We start from the raw sequence: 14125 nt of genomic DNA, 5'->3' as shown, positions 1-14125 counted from the left end.
CGAATTGAGGTATCCGTCCCGTGGAGTTACGCCTGAGTGATAAAAGCCTGCTGCCAGTGCTGACCGCACTGCTGTTGCTGGGGTGTGGCCTCTCCCTGGCAGTCGGCGCTATGCATATTGCCTGGCAAGATGTGGTGGCGGGGTTACTGCACTGGACCTGGCCGGGTGCGCTGGATCTGGATGTACCGGAGCAGTACGCCCTGGTGTTGGGTGAAATCCGCCTGCCGAGATTGCTGCTCGGCCTGATTGTGGGCGGCACTCTGGGCATGTGCGGTGCGGTGTTGCAGGGCATGTTCCGCAACCCGCTGGCGGAGCCCGGCATTATCGGGGTTTCCTCGGGCGCCGCGGTGGGCGCGGGCACCGTACTGGTATTTGGCAGTGTGCTCGCCGGTTCTCTCGGTGCTCTCAGTTTTCTCGGCTCTTGGGCGGGCACTTTGTTTGAACAGGTGCAGTGGTTCCTGTTGCCCGCTTTTGCCAGCGCCGGGGCAATCCTGGCCACCTGGTTGGTGTATGTCCTCGGTGACCGGGGGCGCTCGGTGGTGATGATGTTGCTCGCGGGTATTGCGGTGTCGGCCCTGGCCGGAGCCGTGCTCGGCATGTTTGCCTACGTGGCGACCGATACTGCCCTGCGTGATATGACGATGTGGCAGCTCGGCTCGCTGGCGGGAGCTACCTGGACCTCGGTGCTGGTCACCGGGTGTATCTTTATGGCCAGTAGCGTTCTGCTTTGGCGTCGTGCTGGGGACCTCAATGCCCTGTTGCTGGGGGAGTCTGAAGCTCGTCATCTGGGAGTGGATGTGCTCGGCCTGAAGCGCCAGATCATTGTGCTGAACGGCATCGCCGTGGGTGCGGTGGTGTCGGTATCCGGGATTATTGGGTTCATCGGTTTGGTGGTCCCGCATATCGTGCGCCTGCTGCGCGGGCCGGACCATCGCTTTCTCATTCCGTACAGCGCATTGCTCGGTGGCCTGCTACTGACCGTGGCTGATACCATTGCGCGCAGTGTGTTTGCCCCCGCCGAATTGCCGGTGGGTATCCTCACCGCCATTATCGGTGCGCCGTTCTTCCTGTTCCTGCTGTGGCAGCAGCGCCGCCAGATTGCCTGAGGGGAGGAATCACCGTGTTGTTAAAAATCTCTGACCTTTCGATCCGGTACCCGCGCGCGGAATCGCCGCTGCTGGAACATATCTCCCTGGATTTTCACTGTGGTCAAGTGACGGCGCTGCTTGGCCCCAACGGTTGTGGCAAGACGTCACTGTTGCGCGCAATCAGTGGGGAGCTGAGTTACGCGGGCCATATCCAGCTGCTGGGCCGCCCCCAGGCGGACTGGTACCGCTCGCAAAAGGCGCGGCGGGCCCTGGCTCGCCGCTACGGTCTGCTGGCGCAGCACTCCAATCTAAATTTTGCTTTTACGTGCCGCGAAGTCGTGCTGCTCGGCCTGGGGCCTGGCAGCCTGTCACGGGCACAGCAAGACACGCGTATCCAGCACTTTATGCAGCGCGCCGACGTATGGCACCTGCGCGACCGCCTGTTTCCGAGCCTGTCCGGTGGCGAGAAGCAGCGGGTGCAGCTGGCCCGGGTGCTGTCGCAGCTCAGCCTCGCCGACCCCAGCGATGAAAAGATCCTGCTGCTGGACGAACCCACCTCCGCCCTGGACCTCAAGCACCAGCACGAAGTGCTGGCACTGGCCCGGGAAGTGGCCGATGAGAAAACCGCGGTGATCGCGGTGCTCCACGACCTCAACCTGGCCGCCCGCTATGCCGATCGGATGGTGATGCTGGCGCGTGGCCGCATCCAGGCCGACGGCCCGCCCGCCGACCTGTTGCAGCCGGCCCTGATCGAGCAGGTTTACGGCTATCGCGGCCAGCTGGTGGATGTGGCCGGCTACAGCGCGTTGCTGTAATGGCGTGTAATTGTGCCGGGTTGTTGGCATCTAAATTCTTGCAATAGAATGCGCCCACCAAAAAAGTAATAAACATTTAGGGGTAAATGATGAAGCAAGTTTTGGCTGCGCTCGTTCTGCTTGGTTGCGCAATGGGTGCGCAGGCTAGTGAGGGGAGCTATTTCGGTACTGTTGTTGGCTTGATGGCTACTGACATTAGAGGGGATAGCCCGTTTAATGCCGGAGCGCGCGTGGGTCGCACCTGGTCTTCTGGTTGGGGCGTTGAGGGTGAGGCTACTACTTCTCTCTCCAAAGGCTCATACGACTTCGATACTTTCTATGGGTCACGAACCGTAGACTATTCGATTACCACTGTGGCTCTATACGGTACCTACCGCAGTCAGGGTGATATTTATTTTAAGGGCCGCCTCGGTGTTTTGAATGAAAGTGTGGATTTTGGAGGTAGTTCTGCTTCTGAAGCTGGTCTGTCATTGGGCCTGGGCGCTGGCTTCAATGTTTCGGAAAGCATGAACTTCGAAGCCGAGTACACTTTGGTGGAAGAAGATGTGAACCTCTGGTCTGGAACTCTGGTGTTCCGCTTTTAAGTCGGAAGTTATCGATTTCAAGGCAAGAGGCGGCGAGCTGGACGTAATACGGCGTGTAGCCTTTGTAAAACGCGGTCTTCGGGCCGCGTTTTGCGTCTCTTGCCGCAGTAGCGCTGTTTGGCCCTCAAATATCTGCGTCTCATTGGGGGGGAAGTGGAACCCCCTCCGTTAGCAGATTTTTAGCCCAAAATGAAATGGTTTCATGTGCACCCTTTGCGCCGCAGCGCCTCCCTTGGTGTACAATGCGCCGCTTTCTGGGGGCGGGCCGGTCATAACGGGTCGGTATTTGCCCTTGTCGAGATTATGCTTGCGCGATTCGCGCCTTATCATCCGAGGGAATACCATGTTTGATAAATCCGTCACCCTTTCTTCATACGACCCGGATGTGTGGTCTGCCATCCAGGACGAAGACCGCCGCCAGGAAGAGCACATCGAGCTGATCGCCTCGGAGAACTACACCAGCCCGCAGGTGATGGAAGCTCAGGGCACCAAGCTGACCAACAAGTACGCCGAAGGCTACCCGGGCAAGCGCTACTACGGTGGCTGTGAGTACGTCGACAAGGTAGAAGCCCTGGCCATCCAGCGCGCCAAAGAGCTGTTCGGCGCCGACTACGCCAACGTCCAGCCGCACTCTGGCTCCCAGGCCAATGCCGCGGTATACCAGGCACTGTGCGCCCCGGGCGACACCGTTCTGGGTATGAGCCTGGCGCACGGTGGCCACCTGACCCACGGTGCCAAGGTGAACTTCTCCGGCAAGATCTACAACGCGGTGCAGTACGGCCTGAACGCCGAAACTGGTGAAGTTGACTACGACGAAGTAGAGCGCCTGGCGCTTGAGCACAAGCCGAAGATGATCGTTGCCGGCTTCTCCGCCTACAGCCGCATTATGGACTGGGCGCGTTTCCGCGAAATCGCCGACAAGGTAGGTGCCTACCTGATGGTCGACATGGCCCACGTTGCTGGTCTGGTTGCCGCGGGCGTCTACCCATCCCCGGTTCCCCACGCAGACGTGGTGACCTCCACCACCCACAAAACCCTGCGCGGCCCCCGTGGCGGCATCATCATTGCCAAGGCCAACGAAGAGATCGAGAAGAAGCTGAACAGCGCGGTATTCCCGGGCGGCCAGGGCGGCCCGTTGATGCACGTGATCGCGGCCAAAGCGGTTTCCTTCAAGGAAGCCATGAGCCCCGAATACAAAGATTACCAGCAGAGAGTTGTTGAGAACGCGCGTGCGATGGCAGAGACCTTCCTCGACCGCGGTATCAACATCGTGTCCGGTGGTACCGATGACCACCTGATGCTGGTGGACCTGATCGGCAAGGAATACACCGGTAAGGATGCAGACGAAGCCCTGGGCAACGCCAACATCACCGTAAACAAGAACGCGGTACCGAACGACCCGCGCTCCCCGTTTATCACCAGCGGCCTGCGTGTCGGCACTCCGGCCATTACCACGCGCGGTTTCGGTGTAGAAGAAACCAAGCAGCTCACCAACTGGATCTGCGATCTGCTGGACGCGCTTGAGAAGGGCGATGCGGACGCAACCATCGCCGACGTAAAAGCGAAAGTGCTCAACATTTGTGCGAAGTTCCCGGTTTATAAAAACTGATAGCGGGCAACAACGTATTAAAAAGGCTCCTTTTTAGGAGCCTTTTTTCTTTCTGAGAAAATTAACCGGAAAAATTGTTCGCCGGACTGTGAAACACGACACGGTTTCTGTTTTAATACGCGGCCTCAAAACCGAAGTGAACTTCGGGTCTGCATTGTTGCGCCCTTCGGCGTAGTATTTGCTTAGGTTTTTGGCGGCATCAGGGAAGTGTTGCTGATTGACGGTCTGCGAAAACGGCCGGTACTTTCGGGTCCAAGCGGTTTCAGGATTCGATGCTTTGTGCGTGAGGCGGGATTGCCGCGGCAAAGCGCTGAACCCACCGCGGAGCGAGAGTAAAGCATGCGTCCAGTATCCCGTTTGTTGGTCGTCCTGACCGCCGTTGTTGCCTTCAGCCTGAGTGCCCAGGCGCGCGAATTGCACGTCGCCAACTGGTCTGAATATATCGCTGAAGACACCCTTGCCGATTTTGAAGCCGCTACCGGCATCAAGGTGCACTATTACGAATTCGATGATATCGAAGAGCTCGAGGAACTCTGGCTGAAGGGAGGTCGCAGCTTCGATGTGATCGTGCCGGGCTCCGATAATATTCCCAAATATATTGCGGCGGGCCAGCTGCAGAAACTCGATCGCGACCGCATCGATAACTGGTCGCAAAACGACCCCAAATTTATGCAGCGCCTGGATCAATTTGACCCGGGCAACCAGTATGCCTTTCCCTACCTGTGGGGTACCGTGGGCATCGGTTACAACGTCCAGGCCGTAGAGAAGGCCTTCGGCGGTACCCTGCCGGAAGATAGCTGGGACCTGCTGTTTGCACCCGAGTACCTCGGTAAACTCCATCACTGCAATGCCACCCTGATGCGCTCCCCCGAGGAGATTTTTGACGTGGCACTCAAGTACCTCGAGAAAGATCCCAACTCCATGAGCATTGCCCACCAGTACATGGTGGCTAACCTGCTGTCCAGGGTGCGCCTGCATATCAACGACTTTGATTCCGGGGAGTACGTAGAAGAGCTGGCCAGTGGTGAACGCTGTATCGCCCACGCCTGGAGCGGCGATGTGCTCGTCGCCCAGCAGATGGCGGAAGAGGCGGGCAAGGACTTTGAAATTCGCTATGTGATGCCGCGAGAGGGTTTTCCGTTGTGGATTGATGTCCTCTCGATACCCAGCAACGCGCGCAATGTGGATGCTGCGTACCAGTTCCTCAACTACCTGATGCAGCCGAGCGTAATTGCCAACATCAGTAACGAAACCCAGTACGCCAACGCGAATGTGGCCGCGCAGAGCCTGGTGGATCCGGCACTGTTGAGCAATCCGGCCGTTTATCCACGCCCACAGGAGCTGGAGCGCACCTGGATTCCCAGTGCCACCAAGTCCCGTGTGCTCGCCCTGCGTCATAAGTTGTGGCAGCGCATTATTGAGCGCGAGAAGATCTAGTCGGCGATATCTCGGTTTGAGAGGCGGCTGTGCACCTTCCGTGTAGCCGCGCCGAGTTTAGCCAACTAACCAGAGCTGCTAGAATCGTTGGCCTTGCAGGTGGGAGCCCCGAATGAATCAGACTCAGGTTAAACAGATTATGCAGCGTGCTACAGAGCGCTGCCGCGAGAATGGCGTGCGTTTCACTGATAAGCGCCAGAGTATCCTGAGTCTGCTCTTGAGGTCGTCCGCACCACTCTCTGCCTATGAAATCGTCGATCAATATCGGGAAGAGACTGGCGAGTCCATTCAGGGCATGTCTGTTTACCGGATGTTGGATTTTCTCGTAGAGAATGGGCTCGCGCACAAGCTGGTTTCTGCCAACAAGTTTGTCGCCTGTTCCCATATTGCTTGTCATCATGACCACGAAATCCCACAGTTTTTAATCTGCGAAGGCTGCGGGACGGTGAAAGAGATCGCGGTGAAAAGCGAAGTGGTCAAGACTCTGCGCAAGGGCGCGGCTGATGTCGGGTGGCAATTGCGCAGCCCGGCGCTGGAATTGCCCGGTCTGTGTGATCGGTGTGCCGCTTAAACGCCTGCAAGAATTGGTCTTTACCCTCTATCCTGAGTTGCCTGTCGAACACTCTAGGCTGCACTCCTTGTGCATGTCCCCCCTTTGGAGCCTCATAGCGGGGAAATAGCACTTATGTGTTAAACTGCGGCCCACTTTTTCGAGGGCCCTCTCCCCATGCACTGTCCCTTCTGCAGCGCAGATGAAACCAAAGTCGTAGATTCCCGCCTGGTTGCCGATGGCGACCAGGTACGCCGCCGTCGTGAGTGCCTGCAGTGCCACGAGCGCTTTACCACCTTTGAGACTGCCGAATTGCTCCTGCCACGGGTGGTGAAGCAAAACGGCCATCGCGAGCCCTTCAATGAAGACAAGCTGCGGGCGGGCATCCAGCGCGCGGTAGAAAAGCGCCCGGTGAGCACCGAACGGGTGGAGGCCGCAGTCGCCCAGATCAAGCACTCCCTGCAGGCAACCGGTGAGCGCGAGCTGCCTGCGCGGCATATCGGCGAGCTGGTCATGGAGCAGCTGCGCGAGCTGGATCAGGTGGCTTTCGTACGCTTTGCTTCGGTTTATCGCCGTTTCGAGGATGTCAGCGATTTCAGTGACGAGATTGAGCGCCTGAACACGCCCCACGAGAAATCACCAGGAGAGGTCAAGTAATGGCCCTCAGCCCCAGAGAACTGATGGGCCGCGCCGTTCAGTTGGCCGAGCGCGGCCTGTACACCACAATGCCCAACCCCCGGGTTGGCTGTGTGATCGCAGATGCCAACGGCAATATTGTCGGCGAGGGCTGGCACAAGCGTGCCGGTGAGCCCCATGCAGAAATCGAAGCGCTGCGGGATGCCGGTGAGCAGGCGCGTGGCAAGACCGCCTACGTCACCCTGGAACCCTGCAGTCACACTGGCAAAACCGGCCCCTGCGCCGATGCTCTGATCGCCGCAGGCGTGGCCAAGGTGGTGTTCGGTATGGAAGACCCCAACCCCAGTGTCAGTGGCAACGGGTTACAAAAACTGCGCGATGCGGGCATTGAAGTAGAAGGCCCATTGCTGGAAGAATCCTGCCGGGCACTGAACCCCGGGTTTATCAAGCGTATGACCCTCGGTTTGCCACTGGTGCGCAGCAAGTCGGCAATGAGCATCGACGGCCGCACCGCTATGGCCAGTGGTGAATCCAAGTGGGTCACCGGCCCCGCGGCACGCGCAGATGTGCAGGCGCTGCGCGCGCGCAGTTGTGCGGTGGTCACCGGCGTGGACACGGTGCGCTACGACAACCCGAATATGAATGTGCGCCCGGACGAGATGGCGCTGCCAGCGGAGCTGGCCGCAGCCGCCGCAGAGAAACAGCCGCTGCGGGTCATCGTTGACAGCCAGCTGCGCACCCCCGCCAAGGCCTTTATTTTGCAGGGGGACGCCCCCACATTGGTGGTCACCACCGATGCCGCGGCCCCCGAGCGCCGCGCACGCCTGGAAAAAGCAGGCGCCGAGGTGCTAGCGCTGCCTGCCGATAAGGAAGGCCGGGTGCATCTGGGGCAATTGTTGCAGGAACTCGCTCGCCGCGAGTGCAACGAGGTGCTGATCGAGAGCGGTGCGACCCTCTCTGGCGCCTTTATCTACCAGGGGCATGTGGATGAAGTCATCGTCTATGTGGCGCCGAAGATTCTTGGCTCCAGCGCCCGACCGCTGTTCGAGCTGCCGATTGAGCGTATGGGCTCCATGCTGCCCATCACCATTACCGACATGCGCGCGGTTGGCCACGACTGGCGCATCACCGCAACCACCGATATCGAGCGTTAACTGCGGGCGAAAGCTAGCAACAGGTAGTGAAAAGGTAACTGATTTGTTTACTGGAATCGTTGAAGCCGTAGGTGAGATCGTCGCCCTTCAGCCGAAGGACGGAGACCTGCGCCTGCGGGTACACACTGGCAAGCTTGACCTGTCTGACGTCAAACTGGGTGACAGTATTGCCACCAATGGCGTGTGCCTGACCGTCGTTGACCTGCCCGGTGACGGCTATTGGGCGGATGTCTCGGCAGAAACCCTCGCCGTCGCCACCCTGCAGGGCTGGAAGCTAGGCGACAAGGTGAACCTGGAAAAGGCGCTGACGCCACAGACCCGCCTCGGTGGGCATATGGTGAGCGGCCATGTGGATGGTATCGGTGAAGTGGTGTGGCGCAAGCCCGCGGCCCGCGCCGAGCAGTTTCGCCTGCGCGCACCGGCAGAGTTGGCCAAATACATTGCCCACAAGGGCTCGATCACCATCGATGGCACCAGCCTCACCGTAAATGCGGTGGATGGCGCGGAATTTGAACTCACCATCGTGCCGCACACCATCGCGGAAACCGTGATCGGCGGTTATCAGGCGGGCACCAAGGTCAACCTGGAGGTGGACCTGATTGCGCGTTACCTGGAGCGGCTACTCTTGGGGGATGCCGCGGCCGAGCCGAAGAGCGACGGACTGACCATGGAATTTCTCGCCCAGCATGGCTTTTACAAGGCCTGAAGCGAAAAGACATAAATGTGCGGGTCCCTAAGGCACCGACGACAATATTGAGAGAGTTATGGAACTGAATAGCGTTGAAGAACTGATCGACGATATCCGTCAGGGCAAAATGGTTATCCTGATGGACGACGAAGATCGCGAGAACGAGGGTGACCTCGTCATCGCCGCCGAACAGGTGCGCCCGGAAGACGTCAACTTTATGGCCACCCATGCCCGCGGCCTGATCTGCCTGACCCTCACCGGCGACCGCTGTGAGCAGCTCGACCTGCCGCTGATGTCTCGCGACAATGGCGCCCAGTTCAGCACCAACTTCACCGTCTCCATCGAAGCCGCCGAAGGCGTTACCACCGGTATCTCCGCCGCCGACCGCGCGCGCACCATCCGCGCGGCCGTTGCCCGCAACGCCAAGCCCTCCGATATTGTGCAGCCCGGCCATATCTTCCCGATCAAGGCCCAGCCCGGTGGTGTACTGAGCCGCGCCGGCCACACCGAAGCCGGCTGTGACCTGGCTCGCCTGGCCGGCTTCGAGCCCGCCGCTGCCATTGTCGAGATCATGAACGAAGACGGCACCATGGCCCGCCGCCCGGACCTGGAAAAGTTCGCCAAGCAGCACAACCTCAAGATCGGCACCATCGCCGACCTGATTAACTACCGTGCCCTCAACGAAAAAACCGTTGAGTGCGTGAACGAGCGTCGTGTACACACCGAGTTCGGTGAGTTCAAACTGCGCACCTACCTCGACAAAGCGCGCCGCGAGCGCCACTTCGCCTTCAGCCTCGGTGACTTCAGTCCGGAAGAACCGACTCTGGTACGCGTACACGTGGCCAGCACCCTGCGCGACGTATTCAGCCTGCGCCGCGGTGACGAAAAGTACGAACCCTGGACCTTCCGCAGTGCGCTGAAAAAGGTCAAGGAAGAGGGCAAGGGTGTCGTGGTGGTGATTTGCCACAACGAAACCACCGATGAAATTGAAGAAAGCATCGACTGGCTGATCAGCGGTAAGCAACAGCGCCCGAGCCAGGATCTGGTGTACAAGCAGGTAGGTACCGGCTCGCAAATTTTGCGCGATCTGAAAGTGCGCAAAATGCGCTTGATGAGTGCGCCGTTCAAGTTCAGCGCAATTTCCGGTTTTGATCTGGAAGTTGAAGAGTACCTGAACGCGGAAGAAATCTAGGAAAACATGGGGTGTAAGCCCCCGTATTTTTGAATCGAAGGCGGAGTGCCGGGTATAAGTTTTCAGGAGCGTCGCAAACAGGAAGTTTGCGCCGCAGCGCCCAGGGATGGGTTCACAGCGGTCCTGAAAACTTATACCCGGTGCTCCGCCGCCACTGCTCTAGGGCCAAAGAGATACCAAGGGCTCAAAGTGGAAAACAGAAACGGAAAGAGACCATGAGCAAGATCAAAGTTATCGAAGGGGATTTCGTAGGCAGCACCGGTAAGTACGCGCTGCTGGTAAGCCGCTGGAACAGCTTCGTTGTAGAAAGCCTGAAAGACGGAGCGCTGGACACCCTGCGTCGCAAAGGCATCAAGGAAGAAGACATCACCATTTACTACGCCCCGGGTGCTTTCGAATTCCCGCTGGCCGCGCAAAAAATTGCCCAGAGCAAAAAGTTCGACGCAGTCATTGCCCTGGGTGCAGTGATCCGCGGCGGTACCCCGCACTTCGAATATGTAGCTGGCGAATGTACCAAAGGCCTAGCCCAGGTATCCATGGACACCGGCATCCCTGTGACCTTCGGTGTCCTCACCGTAGACTCCATTGAGCAGGCCATCGAGCGCTCCGGCACCAAAGCCGGTAACAAAGGCTGTGAAGCCGCGGAAACCGCCCTCGAAATGGTTTCCCTGCTGGGCAAAATCTAAACCGGACTGAATTGAAATGACCGTAACCGCATCTGCCCGCCGCAAGGCTCGCCACTACGCCATGCAAGCCCTGTATCAGTGGCAAATGGCCGGCTCAAACTTGAATGCTATCGAAGCCGAGTTTCGCACCGACAACGATATGAGCAAAACCGACGTGCCGTACTTTCGCGAGTTGCTGCACGGCGTGGCGAAAAACCTCGACGAGATTGAAGGTATCTATAGCGAATACCTGGATCGCGACGTGGAAGAGCTTGACCCGGTATCCCGTGCGCTGCTGCGCATGTCTACCTTCGAGCTGAAAAACCGTATCGACGTGCCCTATAAAGTCGTGATCAACGAAGCCGTTGCCCTGGCAAAAAAGTTTGGCCCCACCGACGCCTTCAAGTTTATTAACGGTATTCTCGACAAGGTTGCAGCCAAAGAGCGCAGTGTCGAAGTAAAGGCCGATAAAGGCTAAATTGCGCATGCCCGGCCCCGGTGAATTTGAACTGATTCGGGAGTACTTTTCCTCCCGTTTTCAAACCGAGGGCCAGCCCCGTTCTGGCAGCCAGGGTAGTGCAGACCAGAGTGTGGTGTTGGGCATTGGCGATGACTGCGCGCTGCTGAGCCCTCCCGCGGGTAAAACCCTCGCCACCAGTGTCGATACCCTTGTGGCGGACGTACACTTTCCCGCAAGCGCCGATCCCTACCGCATCGCCAGCCGTGCTTTGCGCGTCAACCTCTCCGATCTTGCCGCGATGAACGCAGAGCCCCTGTGGTTTACGCTTGCGTTGACGTTGCCCGAGAGCAACCCCGACTGGTTGGAGCCCTTCGCGCGCGGGCTTTCTGAGACGGCTCAGCTATTTGGCATTACGCTGGTCGGCGGTGACACGACAAAGGGACCATTATCGATCACCATTCAAGTCACCGGTGCCTGTGATGCGCCTCTGCGGCGTGACGGCGCGGGTGTTGGTGATCATATATTTGTCTCCAATATACTGGGTGCGGGTGCCGCCGCACTGCCCATTGTGCTGGGCGAGATCGAAGGCAGTGCCGAACAGCAACAGCAAGTCGATGCGGCGTATTATTTTCCCGAACCGCAATTTGCCGTGGCCCGGGCCATTGGTGACTTTGCCAGCGCGGCACTGGATATTTCCGACGGCCTGCTCGGCGATATTGCGCATATCGGCGAGGCCAGTGGCCTCGGCGCTGAGCTGGATCTTGAGCGTTTGCCGATAGCGCCACTGGCGCAGAGTATAAAAGGGGAGCAGGCCCTGGAAACCGCGCTTACGGGCGGGGACGATTACCAGCTTTGTTTTACCGTCCCGGAGCAGCACCTGCGGGCGCTGGGTGCGCTGCAGTTACCGATTACTGCGGTGGGGCGTATGCAGGCGGAGAGCGGCGTACGCTGTCGACTGTATGGCGAGGACTGGCAGCCAGGCGGCACCGGCTTCCGACACTTTTGAGCGCTGGAGAATAACAACAGCATGAGCACCAATTCGACGACAACTCAGGCGCCCGCGCCCAAGCCAACGCCCACCCTGGCAGAGCTTCTGCGCAGCCCGGTGTTGTTACTTGCGTTTGGGTTTGGTTCCGGGCTCGCCAAAAAGGCACCGGGGACTTTTGGTACCCTGGCGGCGGTTCCTCTCTGGTACGGACTGCAGTTTTTGTCGCCGCTGGCCTACCTGGCGGTACTTGCGATTACCTTTGTGGTGGGTTGCTACCTGTGCGGCGCAGCGTCCAAAAAGTTGGGCGTGCACGATCACGGCGGCATCGTATGGGATGAGTTCGTGGGTTACTGGCTCACCATGTTTATGGCTCCGGCGGGCTGGCTGTGGGCTCTGTACGGGTTTGTCCTGTTTAGAATTTTCGATATCGCCAAGCCCCCGCCCATCGGCTGGGCCGACCGCCGTGTGCATGGTGGTCTGGGGATCATGGTGGACGATATACTGGCAGGAATTTACGCCGCGCTGGTGTTGCAGGGCACGGCTTATTTGATTCACACACTCTGAGGCGGGATGCCAATGATGCTGCGCGGTTTACTCCTATTCGCTGTCACCTTGCTGGTGCCAGCCATCAGCAGTGCACAGGAAGTGCGTTTGCAGGCCATCTTCGGCAGCAGCGCGATGTTCCAGGTGGATGGCAAGCAGCGCCTGCTGAAGTCCGGTAAAACCTCACCGGAGGGCGTGACACTGGTGTCGGTAACCAGTGACCATGCCCTGGTACGTATCGATGGGCGTGAGCAGAAGTTGACCCTGGCGGCGCCGGTCGCGGCAAACTATGCCGAGGCCAAGCGCGCTGAAGTGCGCCTGAATGCAGACAGCCGTGGTCATTACAGCACCACCGCATGGATCAATGGGCGCCGGGTGAATGTGATGGTGGACACCGGTGCCACCAGTATCGCGTTTAACTACCCCACGGCAAAAAGCCTGGGGCTGGACCTGTCGCGGGCCAGGCCCATGACGGTCTCTACCGCCAGTGGCGTGGAAAAGGCGTACCGGCTGCAACTGGACAGCGTCACCATCGGTGGCATCACGGTACACAACGTGGACGCTACCGTGCTGGGTAGCGACTTCCCCAGTGTGACACTATTGGGCAATAGTTTTTTGAGTCGCGTGGATATGCAGCAGCAGGATGGACTGTTACTGCTGCGTGCGCGCAATTGATGACGATTTTGATGGATCGCGAGGTATCAGCTTGACCATTCGCTATGTGGAATCTTCCAAACTGCCTACTTCTTGGGGCATGTTTGAGATGCACGGTTTCGAGGAAGTGGAGAACGGCAAAGAGCACGTTGTCCTGAGTATGGGAGACCTCGATACCGATGCGCCGGTTCTGGCTCGTATCCATTCCGAGTGCCTGACCGGCGATGCGCTGTTCTCCCTGCGCTGTGACTGTGGTGCGCAGTTGCAGTATGCGTTGCACCGCATTGCCACCGAGGGACGCGGTGCTGTGTTTTACCTGCGCCAGGAAGGGCGCGGCATTGGTCTGTTGAACAAGATCCGTGCTTACCACCTGCAGGATGCGGGCGCCGATACCGTTGAGGCGAATGAACGCTTGGGCTTCGGTGCGGATATGCGCGATTACTCGATCCTCAAGCCGATGATTGACCACCTGGGTATCCAGTCCATACGCCTGATGACAAACAATCCGCGCAAGGTAAAAGCCCTGCAGGATCTCGGCGTCGAAGTGGCCGAGCGACTTCCCCACCAATCCGGGCGCAACCCGCACAACGTCAATTACCTGTCCACCAAGAAGGGCAAGCTGGGGCACCTGTTCGACGGGGATGAAAACTCTGACAAGTGATCGCTCTCGCTGACCCGGGCAAAGGGAGTTGGTGACTGCGAGTGGTTTTCGTTGTCACAAACCTTTCATAAAAGCGTCATGTAAAGGAAACGGGAAAACGCCAATCTATAGGCGAGCAAGATACTGATTCTGCAACAAGCTCAGGAAGAGCAAGCGAAGTACTTTGGGACTGCGGAATCACCAGTGGTGTCTATACTCGTAGTTATCTGATCGCTGAAGGTCGAGAAAGGTGATGTACCGTCAGCGCTAGGATATAGAAAGCCGGCTTTTGCCGGCTTTCGTTCGTTCTGGGGGCGGGCAAATTATTTTACCGCCGGCCTTGCGATTTTGGCGCGTAACCAGTGCCTGCCGCTTCGCGGCTATTGCGGTTATCCCGCAAGGCTGATAAGTTGTGCGAAATT

General features: G+C 58.6%; 16 protein-coding genes. All 16 read left to right on the top strand.

Annotated elements, in window-relative coordinates; genetic code table 11:
* The first annotated feature begins 20 nt into the window (after positions 1-20).
* Entirely contained in the window at positions 21-1106 is a 1086-nt protein-coding gene (locus AS89_RS0106780; RefSeq protein ID WP_010131720.1) for a FecCD family ABC transporter permease, read from the top strand.
* Between the two features lie 14 nt (positions 1107-1120).
* Positions 1121-1903 (top strand): heme ABC transporter ATP-binding protein, encoded by a 783-nt coding sequence (locus tag AS89_RS0106775; protein ID WP_010131719.1) that lies wholly within the window; start codon positions 1121-1123, stop codon positions 1901-1903.
* 89 nt (positions 1904-1992) lie between these two features.
* The gene (locus AS89_RS17110; protein ID WP_010131717.1) at positions 1993-2487 is read left to right on the top strand and encodes an outer membrane beta-barrel protein; all 495 of its coding nucleotides are present in this window, start codon (positions 1993-1995) and stop codon (positions 2485-2487) included.
* A gap of 343 nt (positions 2488-2830) precedes the next feature.
* The gene (gene glyA / locus AS89_RS0106765; protein WP_010131716.1) at positions 2831-4096 is read left to right on the top strand and encodes a serine hydroxymethyltransferase; all 1266 of its coding nucleotides are present in this window, start codon (positions 2831-2833) and stop codon (positions 4094-4096) included.
* A 339-nt stretch (positions 4097-4435) separates the two neighbouring features.
* On the top strand, positions 4436-5533 hold the full coding sequence (locus AS89_RS0106760; protein ID WP_010131715.1) for an extracellular solute-binding protein: 1098 nt from the start codon (positions 4436-4438) through the stop codon (positions 5531-5533).
* 112 nt (positions 5534-5645) lie between these two features.
* Positions 5646-6104, top strand: a complete 459-nt coding sequence (locus tag AS89_RS0106755; protein ID WP_010131714.1) for a Fur family transcriptional regulator — start codon at positions 5646-5648, stop codon at positions 6102-6104.
* Between the two features lie 156 nt (positions 6105-6260).
* Positions 6261-6740 (top strand): transcriptional regulator NrdR, encoded by a 480-nt coding sequence (nrdR, locus tag AS89_RS0106750; protein WP_010131713.1) that lies wholly within the window; start codon positions 6261-6263, stop codon positions 6738-6740.
* Entirely contained in the window at positions 6740-7873 is a 1134-nt protein-coding gene (ribD, locus tag AS89_RS0106745; RefSeq protein ID WP_010131712.1) for a bifunctional diaminohydroxyphosphoribosylaminopyrimidine deaminase/5-amino-6-(5-phosphoribosylamino)uracil reductase RibD, read from the top strand. The genes nrdR and ribD overlap by 1 nt, the downstream gene beginning before the upstream one ends.
* Positions 7874-7916: 43 nt before the next feature.
* Positions 7917-8579, top strand: coding sequence for a riboflavin synthase (locus AS89_RS0106740; RefSeq protein WP_010131711.1), 663 nt, complete (start codon positions 7917-7919; stop codon positions 8577-8579).
* A gap of 58 nt (positions 8580-8637) precedes the next feature.
* Positions 8638-9753, top strand: a complete 1116-nt coding sequence (gene ribBA / locus AS89_RS0106735; RefSeq protein WP_010131709.1) for a bifunctional 3,4-dihydroxy-2-butanone-4-phosphate synthase/GTP cyclohydrolase II — start codon at positions 8638-8640, stop codon at positions 9751-9753.
* Positions 9754-9968: 215 nt separating this feature from the next.
* On the top strand, positions 9969-10439 hold the full coding sequence (gene ribH, locus AS89_RS0106730) for a 6,7-dimethyl-8-ribityllumazine synthase (RefSeq protein WP_010131707.1): 471 nt from the start codon (positions 9969-9971) through the stop codon (positions 10437-10439).
* 16 nt (positions 10440-10455) lie between these two features.
* Positions 10456-10896 carry a transcription antitermination factor NusB gene (gene nusB, locus AS89_RS0106725; RefSeq protein WP_010131706.1) on the top strand — a complete coding sequence of 147 codons (441 nt, stop codon included), beginning with the start codon at positions 10456-10458 and terminating at the stop codon, positions 10894-10896.
* Between the two features lie 7 nt (positions 10897-10903).
* Positions 10904-11884, top strand: a complete 981-nt coding sequence (gene thiL, locus AS89_RS0106720; protein ID WP_010131705.1) for a thiamine-phosphate kinase — start codon at positions 10904-10906, stop codon at positions 11882-11884.
* A 21-nt stretch (positions 11885-11905) separates the two neighbouring features.
* A complete protein-coding gene (locus AS89_RS0106715) occupies positions 11906-12430 on the top strand; it encodes a phosphatidylglycerophosphatase A family protein (protein ID WP_010131704.1) in 525 nt (174 codons plus the stop codon).
* 6 nt (positions 12431-12436) lie between these two features.
* Complete coding sequence (locus AS89_RS0106710; protein WP_237709644.1) at positions 12437-13084, top strand: retropepsin-like aspartic protease family protein; 648 nt, start codon at positions 12437-12439, stop codon at positions 13082-13084.
* A gap of 31 nt (positions 13085-13115) precedes the next feature.
* Complete coding sequence (gene ribA, locus AS89_RS0106705) at positions 13116-13724, top strand: GTP cyclohydrolase II (RefSeq protein ID WP_010131702.1); 609 nt, start codon at positions 13116-13118, stop codon at positions 13722-13724.
* Positions 13725-14125 lie beyond the last annotated feature (401 nt).

It is taken from the genome of Microbulbifer agarilyticus S89 (genome assembly GCF_000220505.1).
Lineage (GTDB): Bacteria > Pseudomonadota > Gammaproteobacteria > Pseudomonadales > Cellvibrionaceae > Microbulbifer > Microbulbifer agarilyticus_B.
This window is presented reverse-complemented; position numbering and strand designations above follow the sequence as displayed.